This is a genomic window from Mesorhizobium sp. CA12 (genome assembly GCF_020165255.1).
GTDB lineage: Bacteria > Pseudomonadota > Alphaproteobacteria > Rhizobiales > Rhizobiaceae > Mesorhizobium.
This window is the reverse complement of record NZ_JAIUHT010000010.1, coordinates 75518-95144: the sequence shown is the minus strand read 5'-3', so window position 1 is coordinate 95144 and position 19627 is coordinate 75518. Positions and strand designations below refer to the sequence as shown.

Here is a 19627-nt window from a genome sequence, read left to right as displayed (position 1 = left end):
TCGCCGAGAAACCACGTTTGCCTTGCGCGCGGATCGATACTATCGGTTGCCTCGGGAACCAATTTGGACGCCGCCTGCCGCCCTTTGGCGAAGGTCGACGCCGTTGGGAGGAACAGCGACGAACGATGCGGCTGCTGCTTGTCGAGGACAATCGCGAACTGGCCGATTGGCTGAGCAAGACGCTGCGCCAGGCGAGCTATGTCGTCGACGTGGTGCATGAGGGCGAGGATGTCGAGCATGCTTTAGCCGCCGGGGATCACGCTTTGATCATCCTCGACCTTGCCCTGCCCCGCATGGGCGGCATGGAGGTGCTGAAAAGGCTGCGGGCGCGTGGCAACCCGGTGCCGGTTATCGTGCTTACCGCCAATGCCAGCCTTGACGGCCGGGTCAAGGGCCTCAACGAAGGCGCCGACGACTATCTGGCGAAACCATTTCAGATCGAGGAGCTGGAAGCGCGCATCCGCGTGCAGCTGCGCCGCGCCAACGACCGCACCGCACCGGTCGTTTCCTGCGGCGATCTCACCTTTGATACCAACACCAGGCTGTTCTCGCTTGCCGGCGCGACGCTGTCGCTGACGCCGCGTGAGCACGCGGTGCTGGAACAGCTCGTCGTCAAGGCCGGTCGCACGGTGAGCAAGGCGGCGCTCTCGACCGCGATCTACGACTTCGACACCGACGCCGACCCCAGCGCCATCGAGATCTATGTGCACAGGCTGCGCAAGAAGCTTGAGGGATCGCGCGTCCAGATCGCCACCTTGCGCGGCCTGGGCTACCTGTTGCGCCACGACGATCCGGCGCCATGAAAATCGACAGGCTCCGGTTCGGCAGCCTTCGCCTGCAGTTGCTGGCCTGGGTGGTGCTGCCGCTGGCTGGGCTCGCCGCCATCAATCTGTGGACCAGCCAGCGCAACGCGCTGGCGACGGCAGACCTCGTCACCGATCGCATGCTGGTCGGCTCGGCACGCGCCATCGCCGAGCAGGTGGCGATGGCCGACGGCGCGCTCGACGCTACCGTGCCGCCGGCGGCGATCGAGATGTTCGACACCGGCGACCGCGACAGCGTCTATTATCGCGTCGAGACCGCCGGCGGGCGGCTGCTGAGCGGCTATCCGGACCTGCCCGAGGCGCCGGATCGCGGCAGCGTCGAAGCCACCTACCGCGATCACCCGCTGCGCCTGGCAACGCTCAGCCATGCCGTGATCGGCGCCGGCAGCGATTCGCCGATCAAGGTCACGGTCGGCGTCACGCTTGCCGGACATGACGCCATGGTCAAGCGCCTGTGGCTCAGCGCCTTCGCCCAGCAGCTTGCCTTGGTGGCCATTGCCGGCGTGTTCGTGCTGCTTGGCCTGCGCCGCGGCCTGGCGCCGCTGATCCGGCTGCGCGATGCCGTGCGCTCGCGAAGCCGCAGCGATCTCGATCCGGTCGAGGTCCCGGGCGCGCAGAGCGAGATCCGGCCGCTGATCGAGGCGCTCAACGCCTATATGGAGCGCGTGCGGGCGCAAATGGCGGCGCAGCGACGCTTCATCGCCAATGCCGCGCACCAGTTGCGCACGCCGCTGGCGCTCTTGTCGACGCAGGCCAGCTATGCCTTGCGGGAAACCGTGTCCGATCGGCGCCAGGAGGCGCTGGTCGCGTTGCAAGCGAGTTCCGGCAGGCTGGCGCGGCTCGCTGAACAATTGCTCACGCTTTCGCGCGCCGAGCCCGGCAGCCGGCGGCCACGCGCCGACCGCATCGACCTCACCGAGGCCGCCCGCCATGTGCTGGAAGCGCAGGCACCGGTGGCGATCAAGCGCGACATCGACCTCGGCCTCGAGGAGAACGGACCGGTGGCGGTGATCGGCGACGGCACGATGCTGCGCGAGATGATCGTCAATCTGGTCGACAACGCGCTGCGCTACACGCCGGCTGGCGGCGCGGTGACTGTCAGGCTGGCGATGGTCGATCGCGAGGGCGTGCTGACGGTGGCCGATACCGGCCCCGGCATTCCGGCCGAGGAGCGGGAGCATGTCTTCGAACGCTTCTACCGCCTCGCCGGCTCGGCAGAGGAAGGCAGCGGGCTCGGCTTGGCAATCGTGCGCGAGGTGGTCGAGAATGCCGGCGGCAGCGTCACTGTGGGCGACGCCGCCGCGGGCGGGCTCAAAGTCGAGGTCCGGCTGCCGCTGGCCTAAGGCCTACCTCAATGTTCGGACTCTTCGTCCGGCAATTCGAGCGTACGACCCGAATAAAGAATCCGGAGGATGACCACTTTGTCATCCACGATTTCGAACGCGATCGTTGCGCGTCGGCGCCATCCTACCGTGCGCAAACCCGGTGCGATTTCGTCATGACGCATGCCCCGCTCCGGAAAAGTTTCAAAGTCGAGACAATAGTCGACAATGCGCCCGACAAAACGCAAAGCAGTTGCCACGCCAGCCTTTGGCGCGAGCTCGCTCAGCAACTCGGCAATGTCCCGCTCGGCGGCAGCATGGAACCTGACCTGATATTTCATGCACCGGAGCGCGGTTTGGCGGCGATCGCGTTGATGTGCTCAGAGAGATTGCGGCGCAGCTGTTCGGCCGTCAAAAGCTTCTCAGGATGGGCGCGCGCATCCTGCATCGTCGGCACGACTGCCTCGCGCAGCCAGCGTTCAATCGCCGCGTCACGGGCAGCCAACGTACGCAGGCCATCACGGATGACTTCGCTCTCGGTGGCGTATTCGCCTGAGGCAACTTTATTTTTCACCATCTGCGCCATCTCGAGCGGCAGTGTGATCGTCAGGGGCTGGGAGTTTCGCATGGCCCGTCTCCTCGATACCCCTCAGTATAGCACAAGGCGGGTGACTTTGTCATACACTAGGTGAAGCCGCACACCAGACATGATGATGTGCGGTGATTGCTCAGGTCCCCTGCTCGTTGAACGGCGCCGGGCGCCACTTCACAACATAGTTCTCGAAGCGGGTGATGATGAACTCCACCACCAGCGCCATCACCGCCAGGATGATCATGGCGGCGAAGACGCCATTGGCGTTGAAGGCGCCCTGCGCGGTGGAGATCAAAAGGCCCATGCCCTGCTTGGCGCCGAGAAACTCGCCGACGACCGCGCCGACCAGCGCGAAACCGAACGAGACATGCAGGCTGGCGAGGATCCAGCTCATCGCCGAAGGAATGATGACCGAGGTGGTGATCTGGAACGGCGAGGCGCCGAGGATCTGGGCGTTGGCAATCATCGCCCTGTCAGCCTCGCGCACGCCCTGGAAGGCGTTGGCGAAGACGACGAAGAACACCATGACGACGGCCAGCGCCACTTTGGAAGCCATGCCCAACCCGAGCGCGATGATGAACACCGAGCCGAGCACCACGCGCGGCACGGAGTTCGCGATCTTGATATAGATCGAGAACACATCGGCCAGCAGCTTGTTGCGACCAAGGATGATGCCTGCCACGATGCCGCCGACGGCGCCGATAGCGAAGCCGAGGAAGGTTTCCTCCAGCGTCACATAGATCTGCAGCCAGAGCGGCCCCTGCGAGGTGCCCTCGGTGATCCAGGACCAGATCTGTTCCCAGATGCCCGACGGGCTGGAGAAGAAGAACGGGTCGATGATGTTGTAGTCGGCGCAGAGTTCCCAAAGGCCTAGGAAGACGACGAGGATCGCGAGGCGCAGGCCGATGACCAGAGCATGGCGTTTGCGCAGTCGTGCCCTCGCCTGCGCTTCCGCGGCGACGATCGAGGTGGCGCGGGCTGCGGCCTGATCGGTTGGAGAGATGGCGGTCATGGCAAGTCTCCTTTCAATGGCTCGCTTGCAAGCCACGGCTTTGGCCGAGCTGCACTTCCTCACGCAGATCGTTCCAGATCACCTTGGCAATCTCGATGAATTTCGGGTCGTAGCGAATGTCGGACATGACGCGCGGGCGCGGCAGGTCGATGCGGTAGACGCTCTTCACCGTGCCCGGGCCTGCGGTGAGCACATAGACCTTGTCGGCCAGCGCCACCGCTTCCTCCAGATCGTGCGTGACGAAGACGACGGATGATCTCAGCCCCGACCAGAGGTCCAGCAATTCGTCCTGCATTGCCGTGCGGGTTTGCATGTCGAGCGCGCTGAAGGGCTCGTCCATCAACAGGATCTCGGGCTGGTTGATGAAGGTCTGGGCAAGCGCCGCGCGCTTGCGCATGCCGCCCGAAAGCTGGTGCGGATAGTGCTTCTCGAACCGCGAAAGGCCGACCCGGCCGATCCAGTCGCGCGCCTTCTCATAGGCTTCTTTCTTCGGCATGCCGCGGAAGAGCGGACCGGCGGCGACGTTGTCGAGGACGCTGCGCCACGGAAACAGCGCGTCGGCCTGGAAGACGAAGCCGATGTCCCGGCTGATGTCGGTGACCGGATTGCCCATGACGCGGACATTGCCGGTGGTCGGACGCAACAGGCCGGTGACGAGGTTGAGCGTCGTCGACTTGCCGCAGCCGGTAGGGCCGACGACGCAGGCGAACTCGCCGCGCGCCACCGTCATGGTGAAATCGCGGATCGCCGTCATCATGTGGCCGTCCGGCGTGACGAAGCGCAGCGTCACATCGTCGATGGCTATCGCGGCGTCAGCCGGCGGCGCGGCGGGAGACAGTTTCTCCGCCGCCATGATCTGCGATTGCATGGCACACTCCTTTTGTGGTGGTGCGGGGATGGCGCGATCCGGGCCCGCGGGCCTGCTCGCCGGCATCCGGAAACACGGCCGTAGAATTGATTCAGGCGGCCGACGCAAGCTCTTGCTTTTCAAGGGCGGACGGGGTCCGTCCGCCCTCGCCTGCCGGCGCCTACTTCGCCGCGTCGACGAACTCGGTCGTGTAGGTCTTCGATAGGTCGATCTGCTTTCCCTGCAGGCTCTTCGAGAAGGTCGACAGAACCTTCAGCACGGTCTGCGGTCCATCGGCCGGCATACGACCATCCGGCGTGAACATCGCCTTGCCGCCTGCCAGACCCTGAACATAGAGGTCCTTGCTGCCGGCGTAATAGTCCTTCGGCATCTTGTCGGCGATCTCCTCGGCCGAATGGCCGGCGATGAACTTCATCGTCTTGACGAAGGCGTTGGCGAGCTTCTGCGCCTCGTCCTTGTGACCTTCGAGCCAGCTCGACTGGACGTAGAAGGAGGCAGCCGGGTAGTCGCCGCCGAGCGCCGCCTTGGTCTTTTCGGGCGTGCGCATGTCGACCAGGACCTTGGCCTCGCCGGTCTGGAGCAGCTTAGCGATGGTCGGCTCGGTGGTCATGCCGGCCTGGATCTGGTCCTGCTTGACGGCGGCGATGAAAGTGTTGCCGGCGCCGACGGGAAGCAGCGTGTAGTCGCCCGGCTTCAGGCCGCTGCGAACCGCGAGATACTGCGTCAGGAAATCGGTCGAGGAGCCGAGGCCGGTGACACCGAGCGTCGCGCCCTTGAAGTCGGCCGGCGACTTGATTTCCGGGTGCTTGGCCGAGACCAGCTCGACCTCGCCCGGCGCCTGGCTGAACTGCACGATCGACTGGATGTATTTGCCCTTCGACTGCAGGTCGACGGTGTGGTCGTAGAAGCCGACGACGCCCTGCACGGCACCGGCCAGCAACTCATTCTCGGCTTCGACGCCGGCGCGGGAGTTCACCAACTCCACGTCCAGCCCCTCGTCCTTGAAGTAGCCGAGCTGCTGGGTGAGCACGGCCGGCAGATAGATCTGCTTTTCCATGCCGCCGACGATGATGGTGATCTTGTCGGCAGCCGATGCCGTCGATGCGCCAGCGCCAACCATGGCAAGCGTCAGCGCCACTGAACGCAGGGCGCGTTTAGAGATGAAACGGGTCACTAGTCTTCCTCCACTGGGCGGCGCGCCGCGCCGCATTCCTCCTGTCGGCCGCTCCCAGGCCGTTCATGTGGCGACCGCCACAAAACTGTCATGGCATGGCCAAGCTTTCAGCTGGCTTTCAGCCGTTTTAGCAGCCGTGGAATGGAGTCCGGCGGGGTTTCCGGTCACAAGGCAGTGAAGCCCAGCACATCGCGCATGTCGTATTCGCCGGGCGGCCGTCCGGCGACCCAGAGCGCAGCCGCGATGGCGCCGCGGGCGAACATCGAGCGGTCGCCGGCGGCATGCGAAAGCGTGAGCCTCTCGCCGTCGCTCAGGAAGCTGACGCTGTGCTCGCCGACGATGCTGCCGCCGCGCACAACGGCAAAGCCGATCTCGCCGGCATTGCGCGGACCAACGAAACCATCGCGGGCGCGTCTCGCCACATCGTCCAGCACGACGCCACGTCCTCGCGCGGCCGCCTCGCCCAGCATCAGCGCCGTGCCTGACGGCGCATCGACCTTCATGCGATGATGCGCTTCAAAAATTTCGATGTCGCAGTCGTCGGCGGCAAGCGCCCTTGCCGCTTGCTCGGCCAGGCCGGTCAGCATGTTGAGCCCGAGCGAGTAGCTGCCGGAGCGCACGATGGCGACTTTCTTCGCGGCGTCGGCAATCGCCGCCAGTTCCGAGGCGCTGAAGCCGGTCGAACCGATGACCAGCGCCGGACCGCCGCGCGCCGCGCAGGCCTTGGCCAGTTCGGCGGAAGCTGCGGGCGTGGTGAAGTCGACGACCACATCGGCAAGCGCCAGCGCTTCATCGCGCTCGACCAGCCCCTCGCCCATGCTGCCCGGTCGATGGAAGCGCGCGACGAGATGCAGCCGCGGATCGGCCGCGACGGCTTCCGCCATCTGCCGGCCCATGCGGCCGAGCGCGCCGGCGATGGCTATCCTGAGCGGCTGCGGCATGGCGATCCTGTCGAAAACTGAGTCGGAACAATCCTTTGGCACGCCGCCTTGGCAAATTGATTCAAACGACTGCAGGCCACGGCAAACGGGGCGAGACGAGAGCGAACTGTACACGAATGTGAAGGCGGCCGCGGACGAGATCAAGACGCTGGACGCGCAGGTGGCGAAGTAGCAAGGCTACGGGCCGCGACGGCGCTATTGCGCCTTGTCAACATGATCGAGGATCGCGCGATAGCGCCCGCATATGGCGGCATCCTGGTAGAAATCCACTTCGGTATCGATGATCTGGTCGAGGCTTAGTCCGCGATAATGCGCCTTTACCTTTGCCAGGACCTCTTGCGCTTGCCTGATTTCGCCGAGTTCGGAATGGCAGATGACAAGACGGATGAGCGACCACGGTGTTACAGTCGCCATTTTCGCGTAGCAGACGACTGCCTCGCGATATCGTCCGGCCGTCGTCAGAAGGACGCCACGGAAGTCGTCATACCATCCCACGGCGTATGGGTCGCGACGCTGGGCTTCGGCTATCTCATCAAGCCCCTCCTCCGGCCTGCCCGTGTGATTGAGGAAAATAGCGCGGATACTAAGAATGAATGGATCGTTCGGATTGAGCGCGACGGCCCGGTCAAGGCTGAATTCAGCCTGTTTGAACTGGCGCAGGTACAAGTGAGCGAAGCCGGTGGCGAGATGCCCATAGGCCTCGTCGGGATCAAGGTCCAACGCCGTTCTTGCGATCGCCAGTCCGGAATGCAAATGGCCGGGATTGTTGTAGTCCCAATAGTACTTGATCGACTCCACAAAGCTGAGCATGGCATGCGCGGCAGCAAACTGCGGATCGAGCTTTGCCGCCTGGCGCAGAAATGGTTCCGCTTCGAGCACAGTGTCATAGACCGCGGCCAGTTGCAGCGCCCGCAGATAAAACTCATAGGCCGACATGTTGTTGGTCGGGCGGCCTCTGGCGCGCGACGAAATCGCGGTTCTGGCCTGCCGAGCCAGACGCGCCGCGATCATCCGGGTGATTTCATCCTGGATGGCGAAAATGTCGTCGAGTTCCCGGTCGTAGTGTTCGCCCCAGATATGAGCCATCGACGACGCATCGGTCAGCTGCACGGCGATCCGCACCCTGTTGCCGATCTTCCGCACGCTGCCTTCGACGACGTATTGGACGCCAAGCTTGCTCGCCACCTCCGCCGGATCATGCGCCTTGCCGCGGAACTGGAAGGAGGAGTTCCGCGCGATGACCAGAAACTCCTTATACTTGCCAAGCTCGGCGATGATGTCCTCGGTGATGCCGTCGCTGAAATAATCCTGCTCCGGATCGCCGCTCATATTGTCGAAAGGAAGTATGGCGATGGACGGTCTGAACGACCGCGTAACATCCGCCTTAACCGCGAAGGGCCTGGGGCCTGCATATTTATAGCCGCGACCGTGCACGGTTGCGATAATCTCGGCAGACAGCAATTTTCGCAGCGCCGAAATGTGGACCTGCAGCGTATTCTCCTCCACCACCACGCCGGACCAGACCGCATCTAGAAGTTCGGTCTTGCCGATCACCTCGTCGGGTCTGTCGAGCAACATGGCGAGGATGTCGAAGGAACGCGCCGAAAGCTCCACCGGCCCTTTCGGGCCTAGCAACTGCCGTTCGGCTCGTCTCAAACGATAGTTCCCAAACTCCAAGTCCATTGGCCACCACCCTCGCGGGGAGGATAGTCCAAGATAACCCTGAAGGCGAACTTCAGGGCCGTTCGGGATTCTTCGCGTCAGGCAAATTCAGAGCCGTGCAGGTCTCTTCAGGTTCGAGCCAAGGACCTGCGTGGGAGGCAGCGCCATTGTCGCCGTTACAGGAGGACATCATGGCTGACATCCTCACCACAGGCCCGATCATAGTCCGACGCCTTAAACTGCTGCGGCGAGGCTTTCCGAGGCTCGGCGCATCGCTCAATGCCATGTCCGGTTTGGTAGGCGACGCACTCAAGATGGCTTACGTGGATCCCTACGCCAGTCTTGGGCGCCAATCGCGGGTCGTGCCGGACGATGATCTCGAAGGCCGAGATCCCACTTGGTGAGCGCAAGCAATGGCAGACCGCGAAGTGGGTCAAAGCGCCCTGAGCCACACCTTGTTGTCATGGACGGCGGCGCCGCCATAGGGCGCGGGCGCATCGGCGCCGGTCAGCACGTTGATGCCTTCGCCGCGCTCATGCGCGCTGTTCGGCCAGATGCCTTCGGCGATCACCACACCGCGCTTCACACCGTCGAAAAATTTTGCGTGCAGCACCACGTCGCCGCGCCGGTTGCCGACCTCGACGCGGCCGCCATCCTCGATGCCGAGCGCCACGGCATCTTCGGGATGGAGCAACAATTCGGGCCGGCCTTCCCTGGCCCTCGACACTGGCGTCTCGGCAAAAGTCGAGTTCAAAAAATTGCGCGCCGGCGAGGTCGCCAGCCGGAACGGATGCTCCTCGTCCGCGACCTCGATCAGTTCGACATGATCGGGGAATTCCGGCAGCCGTCCCAGCGGGCCGAACAGACCCATGCTTTTCGGCGGCCGGTTGGGCGCCGACTGCCCGGTCCAGTTGGGCCGGAAGTGGAATTTCTTGTCTGCATGGCCGAAGCCGTTGATGAAATGCGCGTCGTCGAAGCCGGGCTGCAGGTCGACCCACTTCTCAGCCTTCAGGCTGTCGAAGCTGCCGAGCCCGCGCTTGCCGAGGATGATGTCGATATGCTCGCGCTCGGTCAGGCCGAAGCCGGGCCGGTCGCCGACGCCGAGCCGCTTGGCGAGCTCCTCATTGACATAGTGGTTGGTTCTCGGCCCTTCCGGCGGCTCGATCAGCCTGGGGCCCAGCGTGATGTGCTGGTTGCCGCCACCTTTGTAGATGTCGTCATGCTCCAGAAACATCGTCGCCGGCAGCACGACGTCGGCGAGCTTGGCCGTGTCGGTCATGAACTGCTCATGCACGCAGGTGAACAGATCCTCGCGCAGAAAACCCTTTCTCACCAGCCGCTGCTCCGGGGCGACATTGGCCGGATTGGTGTTCTGGATCAGCATCGCCGTCACCGGGGGACCGCCATAGAGCGCGTCGGCCGCGCCCGTCAGCACCGGGCCGATGCGCGAATGGTCGAGATAGCGCACCTTCGGGTCGCGCATCGCGGTGCCTTCCAGCACGTCCTGGTTCAGCTGGAAGATGCCGGAGTTGGAGTGGAAGGCGCCGCCGCCCTCATACTGCCAGGCGCCAGTGACGGCGGCGATGCAGGAGACGGCATGCATATTGACGGAGCCGTTGCGCTGGCGGGCAAAGCCGTAGCCGAGCCGGAAGTAGGTCTTCTTGGTGTTGCCGACGAGATGGGCGAATGCCTCGATCTCGGCGACGGATAGCCCGGTTATGGCGGCCGCCCATTCGGGTGTGCGCGTCCGCAAATGTTCTTCCAGCCCACGCGGATCATCGGTGTATTTCTCGAGATAGGCGCGGTCGGCCAGCCCGTCGCGGAACAGCACATGCATGACCGCGCAGGCGAGCGCGCCGTCGGTGCCGGGCTTCAGCACCAGGCCGAGATCGGCCTGCTTCATCGTGGCGTTGTCGTAGATGTCGATGACGACGATCTTGGCCCCCCGCTCCTTGCGCGCCCTGGTCGCATGGGTCATCACGTTGACTTGGGTGACCACGGCATTGGTGCCCCAGATCACGACGCAGTCGGATTTAGCCATCTCGCGCGGATCGGGCCCGCGCAGCGCGCCCGCGCCCATCATCCAGCCAGTCCAGGCGAGATTGGTGCAGATCGAGCCGAAAAAGCCGGAGTATTTCTTGGCGTGGCGCAGCCGCTGGATGCCGTCACGCTGCACCAGCCCCATCGTGCCGGCGTAGAAATAAGGCCAGACCGTCTCCGAGCCGTATTTTTCTTCGGCTGCGATGAATTTTTCCGCCACGAAGTCGAGGGCTGCGTCCCAGCTGGCTTCCTTCCAGGCGCCCTCGCCCTTGGCGCCGGCGCGCACCAGCGGTTTCAGCAGCCGGTCGGGATGGTGGACGCGGTCGGCATAGCGCGCGACCTTGGCGCAGACGACACCCGCCGTATAGCTGTTCGCCTTGGCGCCGTGGACACGGCCGATGCGGTTGTCATCGAGCAGCTCGACTTCGAGAGCGCAGGTGGAGGGGCAATCATGCGGACAGGCCGAATGGCCGATCCGGAGCTTGGCGTGCTGGTTCATGCGGGGTGTGTAGCGGGTTTTAGGGACGAGGTGTAGGGCCAGATGGGTTCCCCCTTCTCCCCTTGCGGGAGAAGGTGGATCGGCGCGTAGCGCCGAGACGGATGAGGGGTGTTGGAAGAAATGAGGCGGTTGTCTTGCAAGGCAACTGCCAAGCTGGAATCAAACCTAATGTCGGCTACTCAGTGATGTTTTTATACAGCGCGCTATAAGCGCCGCATTTCGGGCAGCGCATGTGCCGCTCGATATGATCTTCGCCTGCCTTGGTGTCGAAAACTTTGAGGTCCGCTTCGCCACATTCCGGGCATTTGACACTTGCGTTCGAGTCGACCGCCAGAAGGCTGCCTGCATTGATCCACAATTTTCTGGACATCGACGTTTCCCGCACCGCTTTACCCAATTCCAGCGTCTCACTCCGCTGGAACACCCCTCATCCGTCTCGGCGCTGCGCGCCGATCCACCTTCTCCCACAAGGGGAGAAGGGAAATAGCGTTACTCCGCGATCCCTTCCTCATACTCCGCCGACATCGTCAGCCACCTGTCCTCGTTTTGCGCCAGCGTCTGCGCCAGTTGCGAGCGCTCCTTCGCAAGCTGCGTCGCGGTCGAGGGGTCCTTTTCGTAGACGGCCGGGTTGGCCAGCTCGTCCTCGATCAGGTCGATGCGCTTGCGGATGCGGTCCATGAGCGCCTCGGTGGCGCGGATTTCCTTGGCTAAAGGCTCCAGTGCCGCGCGGCGCTGGGCCGCCTCGCGGCGGCGGTCGGCCTTGGACGCCTTGTCGGCCTCCTTCTGCTCGCGGCGGTTGGAGGACACGCCGGTGACCAGCGTCTTGTAATCCTCGAGGTCGCCGTCATAGGGATTGACCGCGCCGTCCTTGACCAGCCAGAGCCGGTCGGCGGTGGCTTCGAGCAGGTGCCGATCGTGCGAGATCAGGATCACGGCGCCCGGAAAGTCGTTCAGCGCATGGATCAGCGATTCACGGCTGTCGATGTCGAGGTGGTTGGTCGGCTCGTCGAGGATGAAGAGGTTCGGGCCCTCGAAAGCCGACAAGCCCATCAGGAGGCGCGCCTTCTCGCCACCGGAGAGGTCTTTCGCCGCGGTGTTCATCTTCTCGGTGGTAAGCCCAAACTGGGCGACACGGCCGCGCACCTTCGATTCCGGCGCCTCCGGCATCAGCCTGCGAACATGTTCGTAGGCATTTTCCTCAGGCCTGAGATCGTCGAGTTGGTGCTGGGCAAAGATCGCCACCTTCAGCCCAGGCGCCACCGTCATCGTGCCGGCCTCCTGCTTCAGCCGGCCGGACAAAAGCTTGGCGAAGGTCGACTTGCCGTTGCCGTTGGCGCCGAGCAACGCGATGCGGTCATCGGCATCGATGCGCAAGGTCATCTTCTTCAGGATCGGCTCACCGGGCGTATAACCGACACTGACGTTGTTGAGCGCAACGATCGGCGATGCCACCGTCTTCACCGGCTCCGGAAACGAGAATGGCCGCACCGTGTCATTCACGATCGCCGCGATCGGCTTCATCTTTTCCAGCGCCTTGATGCGCGACTGCGCCTGCCTGGCCTTGGAGGCCTTGGCGCGAAAACGCTCGACGAAGGATTCCATATGCTTGCGGGCGGCTTCCTGCTTGATGCGGCCCTTTTCCTGCTGTTCCTTTTGCTCGGTGTACTGGCGCTCGAACTGGTCGTAGCCGCCGCGCCAGAAGGTCAGCTTCTTCTGATCGAGGTGGACGATGGAATTGACGGCGCGATTGAGCAGGTCACGGTCGTGGGAGATCAGGAGAACCGTGTGCGGATATTTCGAGACGTAATTCTCGAGCCAGAGCGTGCCTTCGAGGTCGAGATAGTTGGTCGGCTCGTCGAGCAGCAGAAGGTCAGGCTCGGAAAACAGCACGGCGGCCAAAGCCACGCGCATGCGCCAGCCGCCCGAGAAGGAGGAGGCCGGGCGGCGCTGCGCCGCGTCGTCGAAGCCGAGGCCGGCAAGGATGGTGGCCGCGCGGGACTCGGCCGAGTGGGCGTCGATGTCGGCCAGCCGCATGTGGATGTCGGCAATGCGGTGCGCGTCGGTCGCCGTCTTTTCCTCTTCGAGCAGCGCGGTGCGCTCAATATCGGCCTTGAGCACGATGTCGATCAGCGGCTCCTCGGTGCCGGGCGCTTCCTGCGCCACCTGGCCGATGCGGGTGCTTTTCGGCAGGCTGATCGAACCGGTCTCCGAAGGGAAATCGCCGGTGATCGCCTTGAACAGCGTCGTCTTGCCGGTGCCGTTGCGGCCGACAAGGCCGGCCTTTGTGCCGGCCGGCAGCGTCAATGAGGCATGATCGAGAAGCAGCCGCCCCGCCATGCGCAGCGTAAGGTCGTTGATGATAAGCATGGCCGGCTTTTGCACGGGAGATCGGCGCTTCGCAAGAGCCAGGGCCTGGGATGAGACCCCCGCTCGTTGTCTTTGGCCGTTCAGCAAAAAACTCGAAGGACTGGAACCAGTTGCCGGCCGAAACGTTTGGACGCCCGTGATCCGCTATCTCGCCCTGGCTTTCATCTTCTTCCAGGTCGCCACGACAACCGCGCTGGCGACGCAGGTGGTTCTGTTCGAAAACGAGACCGCTCACATTGCTCTCGCCGCTGAACCCGCGAGCGGGCCGCAGGGCCAACCAATCTCGCCCCAAGCGGCCAAGATTGCGAACCGGCTGGAGACGCGGGAGCCGAAACACCTGTTGATCCAAATCGATTCAGGAAAAGCATCCTAGGCTTCGCCTTGTGATTGATGAAGAGGCGGGCGGACACGCCCCTTTATCCTGCCGGAATGTCTCCCCTCAAGGAAGGATTGTTCGTTCCTCTGCTTTCGCCCGGTCACACTTTGCTTGCCACGTCACAGGTTTGGCGTTGATCGCCGCGGTTGTCTCAACCTATGCTGGCGCGAGCGGCGGGTTCAAGCAGAGGACAGATCAGATGTCAGCCAAGACCTCGCTCCTTTCGGCCTCGCTGGCGGTCGCGATTTTCGCGGTCGTCGCCGGGCTGACCATGCTTCCCACCACCCCCGCGGCCCGTGCGGCAACCATCGACTGCGCGGCAGCGAAGACGCAGGCCGACCTTGCGACCTGCACGGCCGCGAATGCCGCTTCGGCGGACGCGGGGCTCAATGCAGTCTACAAGGAGCTGGCGGGACGTCTGGCTCCCACCGACCTGAAGCGCCTGCGCGAGGCGCAGCGCGCCTGGATCCCGTTCCGCGACAAGGAATGCGCCTTCCGCACCCAGCCCTATGCCGGTGGCTCGGTATATGCGACCCTCGTCGAGACCTGCAGACAGGACTTGACGAAGGCGCGGCTGGCGCAGTTACAGCACCAGTTGCAATGCCCCGAAGGCGACCTCTCCTGCGTGCCGCAAACCGGCGGCAGCGCCGCGCCCGCGACGGCTGGCACGGCGTCTGCGAAACCCGCCGCTGCACAGGCAAGCCGGAACGACACGCGGCCATGCGTGCAATCCGCGGGAAAGGCGAAGTCGGACCAGTATGTCTCGCAATGCGTCCAGGTGTCGCCGGCGACCCATCCGCCCTGCAACGGGCAAAATGCATGCAGCATGATGATCGACGAGATCAAGCGCGGCTGCGCCATGATCGGCAACGACAACCCGCCCGCCTTTTGTTCCGCCTACAAGAACTAAGCCGCACCCGACGTCGCTCCTGACTGCCACGGCGATCAACATTCCCGGAGAAAGATCAACCCGTCGCAAGCAGACAACCGCAAGTTTGCCTCGTGCTCAATATTGATGCAGCAAGCGACGATACCACCAAAAAGGCAGCGAAATCTTCTGACCCAAGCATGATGCTTATCAAAAATTGATTTCAGTTTTTATCGCAAACCTGCGACCTTGCCGATGCGCCGTGAGTCGTGAGTTGGCGCCAACGATAACTTGATCCAAGAAAACTTGGCTCTGGCATTCAGGAGCTCACGATGGGCGCGGCGATCAACGATCCACGCACGTTGCGATATGTCGCGGAAATCACGCGCAAGCTGGCGAAGATGCTCTCGCGCACGCGCTACAACATGCTCGTCTATCTTCTTGAGATGACGGCGGTCGAGGCGGAAAGCCTGGCCAACGAGCAGGACCCCAAACAGGTCCGGCCGGCGGAGCCGCCTCAGGTCCTCGGCTGAGCGCTCGCCATAAGGCGGTCCAGAGCGTTTCACCGTTTCGAGGAAACGGTAAATCGCTCTATCTCCCTGTTTTGACGCAGTTCCGGGCGGAAAGGCTACGCCGAAGTCGCCGAGCCTAACCGCTCACACTTTTTCTGGAATTGCTCAAGGACTGCGAGACATTCCAGCCTGTGCGCCTCGATCACCGGCGGAGCGTCGCATTCGATGATGGCGCGCTCGAACCGGTCGAGCGCGTCCAGCACCGCAAGCAGGTCGCCGGACGGACTGCCCAGCGAAAACAGGATGCGCCGCGCCTTGACGCCGTGAGCCGCATTCACTGAGCACTGCGCAGCAATCCCGCGGCGCAACGCGGCAAGGTCGGCCAGATGGTCGCGCAATGGCCATGGCGCGACATCATCCGTTGCGGGCAACATGCCTCAGGCCTTGACCTTACGCTTGCCCTTGCTCCTGGCCGCGTCGCCGCCGGCCGGCTTGCGGCCGAGGCCGGAGGATTTGGCCAACGCCGAGCGGGTCGCCGAGTAGCTCGGCGCCACCATCGGATAATCGGCGGGCAGGCCCCATTTGGCACGATATTCGTCCGGCGTCAGGTTATGATCGGTCGCGAGGTGACGCTTCAACGACTTGAACTTCTTTCCGTCCTCCAGGCACACGATGTGGTCGGGGAAAACCGAGCGCTTCGGGTTGACCGCGGGCGTCTGCGCCACCGCCTCCTTGACAACGCTGCCGGTGGCGAGCCTGCGCACCGACGCGCTGACGCTGGCGATCAGATCGGGCAGGCCGGAGGCAGGGAGCGGATTGTTGCCGACATAGGCCGAGACAATGTCGGCGGTCAGTTCGATTGCAGTCTTGTCGTCGATGTTGGACAATTTTTTCACCTTCTGCTGGCCCTCAAATCGCCAGCTCTTTTTTTAAGACTTTCGTCGGTGTATCGAATTGGACCTGTCCCCCAACGGACCGTCCAGAGTCAGTAAAGCTACGAGACTCAATACCGGGTGATGTTTCTACACGGATTGGAAACGCGCAAGTTAGGAATTCTAATAGCTATAGCGCACGCTTTATAGCACCGGCCGCCCGCCTGGATAGGTAAAAGGGGCTACAGAACTTCAACCTACGGTAGGAGTTGCTGAAAAATCGAAGTTCAGGCCAAGTTCCAGCACGGCAACGGCAATCTACCAGCCGAATGCTCGACCATGCGCGATTCGGCGGCCCCATGGCAAATCGCTCATCCGGCGGCGACACCGCGCCTGAGCTCGGCAGGCGGCCTCTCCGCGAGGATCTCCAGCACGCGCTTCCAGCGCGCGCAGCGGCTAAAGTCCTTCTGCTCGATGGCCTTTTCGGCCTTCATGGCCGCATAGAGCGGCGCCTCCGCGCCAAACTCCCTGACCAGCCAGTGCGCCTCCTGCCTGGCGCGGCGTTCGTCCTCGTCAACGGCCATTTTGGACATTGTGCCTGCTCTCCGTACCTTCGATGCCGACCGCAAGGCAGCTGCCAATGACGAGGACGGCGCCGGCAACAGCCGTCATCGACAAGCTTTCGCCCGAGAGCGTCAGCAGAAACGTGGAAGCTATCGGCGTCAGATAGGCGACGACCGCTATCCTGCCGCCGTGGTCGAGCTTTGCCGCGCGCGACCAGAAATAATAGCCGAGCCCCATCGGGCCGGCGCCGAGATAGAGGCCGAGCAGAAGATGCGCGCCGCTCGGGCGCACGACGCCATCATGCAGGCACCAGGCGGAGGTGAGCGCGACACCGATCAGCGCCGAAGGCAGGAGCAGCCGCTCGGGCGACACGGCGAGGCGGCCGACAGCGAACGAGTAGAAGGCCATGCAGAGCGCGGAGCCGAAAGCGGCGAGATAGCCGACAAGGCTGCCGCCTTCGAACCATGCACTGTTAGACCAAAAATGCGCTCGGCCGCCGGAGATCACCAGCGCCACGCCGACGAAACCAAGCGCCGCCGCCAGCCCGAGCAACAGCGGACGCCGCGGCCTGCCAAGCAGGATGACCGCCGCGGCAGTCATCAGCGGCCAAGTATAGGCGACAAGGTTCGCCTCGATGACCGGCGCCGAGGCGAAGCCGATATATTGCAGGACCATGGTGCCGACCAGGCCGAAGAAGCCAACGAGATAGGCGAGCGCGGCATTTCCCTTCTCCCCTTGTGGGAGAAGGTGGATCGGCGCGAAGCGCCGAGACGGATGAAGGGTGTTGGAAGGAACTCCGGCGTCGGCGATCCGTCCAGCACCCCTCATCCGACCGAGCTTCGCTCGGCCACCTTCCCCCACAAGGGGGGAAGGAAAGAGCCGGATCAGCGCGAAAACAATCGTCGCGCCGCAAAATTGCAGGAACTGCACTTGCGACACCGGATAGACGGCAAGCAACGTCTTGCCGACCAGGGCGTTGGTCGCCCACAGCGCCACGGCGCCGAGGGCGAAGGCAAGCGCCGCGCCGAGGGCGCCGGAAAGGCTTTGGCTTTCCGGCATGACCGGCCCGAGGCTCAGCGACACTGAAGGCGGCTGACACTCGACCGGATCGTCGGTCATTACCAAGACTCCCTCGCCCCGCCGGAAACCGCTTCCGCCGTCGGCTGCGGCACAGGATGTTCCTCGGCATGGCGACGGTAGGCGGGCAGCTGGTTGGTCCAGACATCCTCGGCCAGCTCGTTCACCCAGGCACGGTCATGGTCGTTGTCGGCGGCGAGGTAGAACATGCGGTTGTCGTCGACATAGGGTTTGGCCGTCGAGCGCTGGTTGAGCACCAGGGTGACGCGCTCGCCGAGCTGGATCGGCGCGGTGCGGTGGAGCACACCGAGGAACTGGCCGAGCGTGGCGTAGTTCATCTTGTGGTCGATGCGCATGATCTTGTTGCGCGGCAGCTCGCGGCCGGATTCCAGAATCGAGCGGCCGGTCTCGGAATCGTCGCAGTAGATTTCCAGATGACCGCCGATGAGAGGATCGCTGATCGACAGCGGAATGAGCTCCGTCACCGGAACGCCGTCGCAATGCCATTCGACCGCGCCATCCCTTGGATTCATGAAGGTGACGGTCGAGCCGACGATCGACAGCGGATAGGGCTCGAGCTTGGTTCCCATCATGTCGGACAATCTTTCCAGGCGCAGCTTGTCGTGCAAGAGCTCCTTGATCTCGGGAATATAGCGGTCGGCACCAGTGATGAAGGTGAGGTCGAGGTGCTTGTGCACGGCATGGCTGGCCTTCAATTTGAGCGCCGCTTCTTCGATGGCGGCAAGCAGAGCCGGGTCGTAACCGTGACGATACTGGGCGACGCCGAAACCCGACACTTTCCAGGAGGTCTCATGACCAATGATGGCCTCGCGGCTCATTGCACAGCGCAGTTCGGGAATTGTATGGGCGTTCATTCTATTTTCTCCAAGATGGGGGCAACACTTGGTTAACAGTCATTTAAACGCCTACCCCTGTAAATTTAGGAATGCTGGTGGTAGCGTAAGCCCAGCTTAAGGTCGAAAACCCCGTGCGACTGCTCAGTCAGGTCAACCTCAACTCACTGAAAATCGTGGAGAGCGCCGCGAGGCACAGGAATTTCACGCGCGCCGGCGAAGAGCAATTCATCACCGCTTCCGCCGTCAGCCAGCGCGTGAAGAGCCTGGAGGATCAGCTGCGCTTCAAGATCTTCGAGCGTGGCGGCAACGCGGTGTCGCTGACGCCGGAGGGCGAGACCTATGTGGCGCGCGTGCGCGAGGCGCTGGAGCGGATAGTGGCGGCCAGCATGGAGGCAACCGGCCAGTCGCAGGCGCATGTGTTGCGGATCTGCGTGCTGCCGACCTTTGCGGCGCGCTGGCTGTTTCCGCGGCTTTCGGCCTTCCAGCATCAATATTCCGATATTGAGATGCGGGTGTCGACCTCTTACGCCACGCATGAATTCTCGACTTCGGAATACGACCTCGAAATCCGTTATGGCGACGGCAATTTCCCCGGTCTCACGTCGGAGCTGCTGTTCAAGGAAGATCTGACGCCGGTGTGCAGCCGCAAACTCTTCCATGAGGTGCTGGGCGACAAACCGCTGTCGAAGGTGGTGCCGGAGGATCTGCGCTACTTCACGCTGCTACACTCTGACACGTGCACGCAGAACTGGCAGTCGTGGCTGGGCTTTGCCGGCGCGAGCTTCGTGCTTGGCGAAACGAGGAGCGTCTATTTCGATAGCTGCATGATGTCCTACGAAGCGGCCAATGCCGGCATGGGCTTTGCCGTCGCCAACCGCGCCTATATGGCAAGCGACATCCGCGCCGAACGGCTGGTGGCCCCCTTCGCGGTCCACCATCCCAACACGGCGGGTTGGTATTTCGTCAGCCCCATCAAGGCGGTCGGCGCCCGCAAGGTCGAGTTGTTCAAGCGGTGGATCATGGCCGAAGCGGCGCTGACGCAGCGCCAGTTGGACATCGAGATCGCCAACGTGCCGGTACGGCGCGTGGCGATGGCGTGAAGGCCAGTCTTCCACGGATGCTCACTTGAGCGAATCCCGCACCATCGGAGGTCTCGCGATGACGGGCCCTGCAGAATTTCGTGATTTTCCGGTGGCTCCA

Annotated in this window: 23 protein-coding genes; 8 read left to right on the top strand and 15 right to left on the bottom strand. The window is 63.3% G+C overall.

The window, feature by feature from the left end:
- Positions 1–125: 125 nt before the first annotated feature.
- Both LB520_RS17845 and LB520_RS17840 read left to right on the top strand, forming a co-directional pair.
- Entirely contained in the window at positions 126–803 is a 678-nt protein-coding gene (locus tag LB520_RS17845) for a response regulator (RefSeq protein ID WP_224544015.1), read from the top strand.
- Entirely contained in the window at positions 800–2167 is a 1368-nt protein-coding gene (locus LB520_RS17840) for a sensor histidine kinase (RefSeq protein ID WP_224544016.1), read from the top strand. The genes LB520_RS17845 and LB520_RS17840 overlap by 4 nt, the downstream gene beginning before the upstream one ends.
- A gap of 8 nt (positions 2168–2175) precedes the next feature.
- On the opposite strand, the gene LB520_RS17835 is transcribed toward LB520_RS17840, so the two are convergent.
- From LB520_RS17835 to dapB, 6 genes are all read right to left on the bottom strand, one after another.
- Entirely contained in the window at positions 2176–2487 is a 312-nt protein-coding gene (locus tag LB520_RS17835; protein WP_224638342.1) for a type II toxin-antitoxin system RelE/ParE family toxin, read from the bottom strand.
- Entirely contained in the window at positions 2484–2774 is a 291-nt protein-coding gene (locus LB520_RS17830; RefSeq protein WP_140846080.1) for a type II toxin-antitoxin system ParD family antitoxin, read from the bottom strand. The genes LB520_RS17835 and LB520_RS17830 overlap by 4 nt, the downstream gene beginning before the upstream one ends.
- A gap of 100 nt (positions 2775–2874) precedes the next feature.
- Positions 2875–3750: an ABC transporter permease gene (locus LB520_RS17825; protein WP_140846079.1), complete on the bottom strand. Its 876-nt coding sequence runs from the start codon at positions 3748–3750 to the stop codon at positions 2875–2877.
- A gap of 13 nt (positions 3751–3763) precedes the next feature.
- On the bottom strand, positions 3764–4618 hold the full coding sequence (locus tag LB520_RS17820) for an ABC transporter ATP-binding protein (protein WP_224638341.1): 855 nt from the start codon (positions 4616–4618) through the stop codon (positions 3764–3766).
- 160 nt (positions 4619–4778) lie between these two features.
- The gene (locus LB520_RS17815; RefSeq protein WP_224638422.1) at positions 4779–5738 is read right to left on the bottom strand and encodes an ABC transporter substrate-binding protein; all 960 of its coding nucleotides are present in this window, start codon (positions 5736–5738) and stop codon (positions 4779–4781) included.
- 218 nt (positions 5739–5956) lie between these two features.
- Positions 5957–6733, bottom strand: a complete 777-nt coding sequence (dapB, locus tag LB520_RS17810) for a 4-hydroxy-tetrahydrodipicolinate reductase (protein ID WP_224638340.1) — start codon at positions 6731–6733, stop codon at positions 5957–5959.
- Here dapB and LB520_RS17805 point away from each other — a divergent pair.
- Positions 6732–6905 carry a hypothetical protein gene (locus tag LB520_RS17805; RefSeq protein ID WP_224638339.1) on the top strand — a complete coding sequence of 58 codons (174 nt, stop codon included), beginning with the start codon at positions 6732–6734 and terminating at the stop codon, positions 6903–6905. The two genes, dapB and LB520_RS17805, sit on opposite strands and share 2 nt — an antisense overlap.
- Before the next feature lie 23 nt (positions 6906–6928).
- On the opposite strand, the gene LB520_RS17800 is transcribed toward LB520_RS17805, so the two are convergent.
- Complete coding sequence (locus LB520_RS17800) at positions 6929–8416, bottom strand: winged helix-turn-helix domain-containing tetratricopeptide repeat protein (protein WP_224610536.1); 1488 nt, start codon at positions 8414–8416, stop codon at positions 6929–6931.
- Between the two features lie 170 nt (positions 8417–8586).
- On the opposite strand from LB520_RS17800, the gene LB520_RS17795 reads away from it, so the two are divergent.
- Positions 8587–8799: a hypothetical protein gene (locus LB520_RS17795; RefSeq protein WP_224633186.1), complete on the top strand. Its 213-nt coding sequence runs from the start codon at positions 8587–8589 to the stop codon at positions 8797–8799.
- Between the two features lie 29 nt (positions 8800–8828).
- On the opposite strand, the gene LB520_RS17790 is transcribed toward LB520_RS17795, so the two are convergent.
- From LB520_RS17790 to LB520_RS17780, 3 genes are all read right to left on the bottom strand, one after another.
- The gene (locus tag LB520_RS17790; RefSeq protein ID WP_224638338.1) at positions 8829–10934 is read right to left on the bottom strand and encodes a molybdopterin-dependent oxidoreductase; all 2106 of its coding nucleotides are present in this window, start codon (positions 10932–10934) and stop codon (positions 8829–8831) included.
- A 175-nt stretch (positions 10935–11109) separates the two neighbouring features.
- Positions 11110–11304, bottom strand: a complete 195-nt coding sequence (locus LB520_RS17785) for a hypothetical protein (protein ID WP_140846073.1) — start codon at positions 11302–11304, stop codon at positions 11110–11112.
- Positions 11305–11423: 119 nt separating this feature from the next.
- On the bottom strand, positions 11424–13301 hold the full coding sequence (locus LB520_RS17780; protein WP_224638337.1) for an ABC-F family ATP-binding cassette domain-containing protein: 1878 nt from the start codon (positions 13299–13301) through the stop codon (positions 11424–11426).
- 136 nt (positions 13302–13437) lie between these two features.
- On the opposite strand from LB520_RS17780, the gene LB520_RS17775 reads away from it, so the two are divergent.
- The 3 genes from LB520_RS17775 to LB520_RS17765 all read left to right on the top strand — a co-directional run bounded on the left by LB520_RS17775 (position 13438) and on the right by LB520_RS17765 (position 15078).
- On the top strand, positions 13438–13674 hold the full coding sequence (locus tag LB520_RS17775) for a hypothetical protein (RefSeq protein WP_224544026.1): 237 nt from the start codon (positions 13438–13440) through the stop codon (positions 13672–13674).
- Positions 13675–13810: 136 nt separating this feature from the next.
- On the top strand, positions 13811–14587 hold the full coding sequence (locus LB520_RS17770) for a lysozyme inhibitor LprI family protein (protein ID WP_224544027.1): 777 nt from the start codon (positions 13811–13813) through the stop codon (positions 14585–14587).
- Between the two features lie 290 nt (positions 14588–14877).
- Positions 14878–15078 (top strand): hypothetical protein, encoded by a 201-nt coding sequence (locus tag LB520_RS17765; protein ID WP_095767070.1) that lies wholly within the window; start codon positions 14878–14880, stop codon positions 15076–15078.
- A 95-nt stretch (positions 15079–15173) separates the two neighbouring features.
- On the opposite strand, the gene LB520_RS17760 is transcribed toward LB520_RS17765, so the two are convergent.
- The 5 genes from LB520_RS17760 to LB520_RS17740 form a co-directional block, all read right to left on the bottom strand.
- Complete coding sequence (locus LB520_RS17760; RefSeq protein WP_224638336.1) at positions 15174–15455, bottom strand: hypothetical protein; 282 nt, start codon at positions 15453–15455, stop codon at positions 15174–15176.
- 39 nt (positions 15456–15494) lie between these two features.
- Entirely contained in the window at positions 15495–15944 is a 450-nt protein-coding gene (locus LB520_RS17755; RefSeq protein ID WP_140846068.1) for a MucR family transcriptional regulator, read from the bottom strand.
- 356 nt (positions 15945–16300) lie between these two features.
- Positions 16301–16522: a hypothetical protein gene (locus tag LB520_RS17750; RefSeq protein WP_224544029.1), complete on the bottom strand. Its 222-nt coding sequence runs from the start codon at positions 16520–16522 to the stop codon at positions 16301–16303.
- A complete protein-coding gene (locus tag LB520_RS17745; RefSeq protein ID WP_224638421.1) occupies positions 16503–17552 on the bottom strand; it encodes a DMT family transporter in 1050 nt (349 codons plus the stop codon). The genes LB520_RS17750 and LB520_RS17745 overlap by 20 nt, the downstream gene beginning before the upstream one ends.
- A 59-nt stretch (positions 17553–17611) precedes the next feature.
- On the bottom strand, positions 17612–18445 hold the full coding sequence (locus LB520_RS17740; protein ID WP_181174920.1) for a hypothetical protein: 834 nt from the start codon (positions 18443–18445) through the stop codon (positions 17612–17614).
- A gap of 113 nt (positions 18446–18558) precedes the next feature.
- Here LB520_RS17740 and LB520_RS17735 point away from each other — a divergent pair, with 113 nt between their 5' ends.
- Positions 18559–19527 carry a LysR substrate-binding domain-containing protein gene (locus tag LB520_RS17735; RefSeq protein ID WP_224524912.1) on the top strand — a complete coding sequence of 323 codons (969 nt, stop codon included), beginning with the start codon at positions 18559–18561 and terminating at the stop codon, positions 19525–19527.
- Positions 19528–19627: the final 100 nt, after the last annotated feature.

Bases quoted from the DNA above. Each gene is read 5' to 3' on its own strand.
- LB520_RS17845 (WP_224544015.1), top strand. From the start codon at position 126: ATGCGGCTGCTGCTTGTCGAGGACAATCGCGAACTGGCCGATTGGCTG.
- LB520_RS17840 (WP_224544016.1), top strand. From the start codon at position 800: ATGAAAATCGACAGGCTCCGGTTCGGCAGCCTTCGCCTGCAGTTGCTG.
- LB520_RS17835 (WP_224638342.1), bottom strand. From the start codon at position 2,487: ATGAAATATCAGGTCAGGTTCCATGCTGCCGCCGAGCGGGACATTGCC.
- LB520_RS17830 (WP_140846080.1), bottom strand. From the start codon at position 2,774: ATGCGAAACTCCCAGCCCCTGACGATCACACTGCCGCTCGAGATGGCG.
- LB520_RS17825 (WP_140846079.1), bottom strand. From the start codon at position 3,750: ATGACCGCCATCTCTCCAACCGATCAGGCCGCAGCCCGCGCCACCTCG.
- LB520_RS17820 (WP_224638341.1), bottom strand. From the start codon at position 4,618: ATGCAATCGCAGATCATGGCGGCGGAGAAACTGTCTCCCGCCGCGCCG.
- LB520_RS17815 (WP_224638422.1), bottom strand. From the start codon at position 5,738: ATGGTTGGCGCTGGCGCATCGACGGCATCGGCTGCCGACAAGATCACC.
- LB520_RS17805 (WP_224638339.1), top strand. From the start codon at position 6,732: ATGGCGATCCTGTCGAAAACTGAGTCGGAACAATCCTTTGGCACGCCG.
- dapB (WP_224638340.1), bottom strand. From the start codon at position 6,733: ATGCCGCAGCCGCTCAGGATAGCCATCGCCGGCGCGCTCGGCCGCATG.
- LB520_RS17800 (WP_224610536.1), bottom strand. From the start codon at position 8,416: ATGGACTTGGAGTTTGGGAACTATCGTTTGAGACGAGCCGAACGGCAG.
- LB520_RS17795 (WP_224633186.1), top strand. From the start codon at position 8,587: ATGGCTGACATCCTCACCACAGGCCCGATCATAGTCCGACGCCTTAAA.
- LB520_RS17790 (WP_224638338.1), bottom strand. From the start codon at position 10,934: ATGAACCAGCACGCCAAGCTCCGGATCGGCCATTCGGCCTGTCCGCAT.
- LB520_RS17785 (WP_140846073.1), bottom strand. From the start codon at position 11,304: ATGTCCAGAAAATTGTGGATCAATGCAGGCAGCCTTCTGGCGGTCGAC.
- LB520_RS17780 (WP_224638337.1), bottom strand. From the start codon at position 13,301: ATGCTTATCATCAACGACCTTACGCTGCGCATGGCGGGGCGGCTGCTT.
- LB520_RS17765 (WP_095767070.1), top strand. From the start codon at position 14,878: ATGGGCGCGGCGATCAACGATCCACGCACGTTGCGATATGTCGCGGAA.
- LB520_RS17750 (WP_224544029.1), bottom strand. From the start codon at position 16,522: ATGTCCAAAATGGCCGTTGACGAGGACGAACGCCGCGCCAGGCAGGAG.
- LB520_RS17745 (WP_224638421.1), bottom strand. From the start codon at position 17,552: ATGCCGGAAAGCCAAAGCCTTTCCGGCGCCCTCGGCGCGGCGCTTGCC.
- LB520_RS17740 (WP_181174920.1), bottom strand. From the start codon at position 18,445: ATGAACGCCCATACAATTCCCGAACTGCGCTGTGCAATGAGCCGCGAG.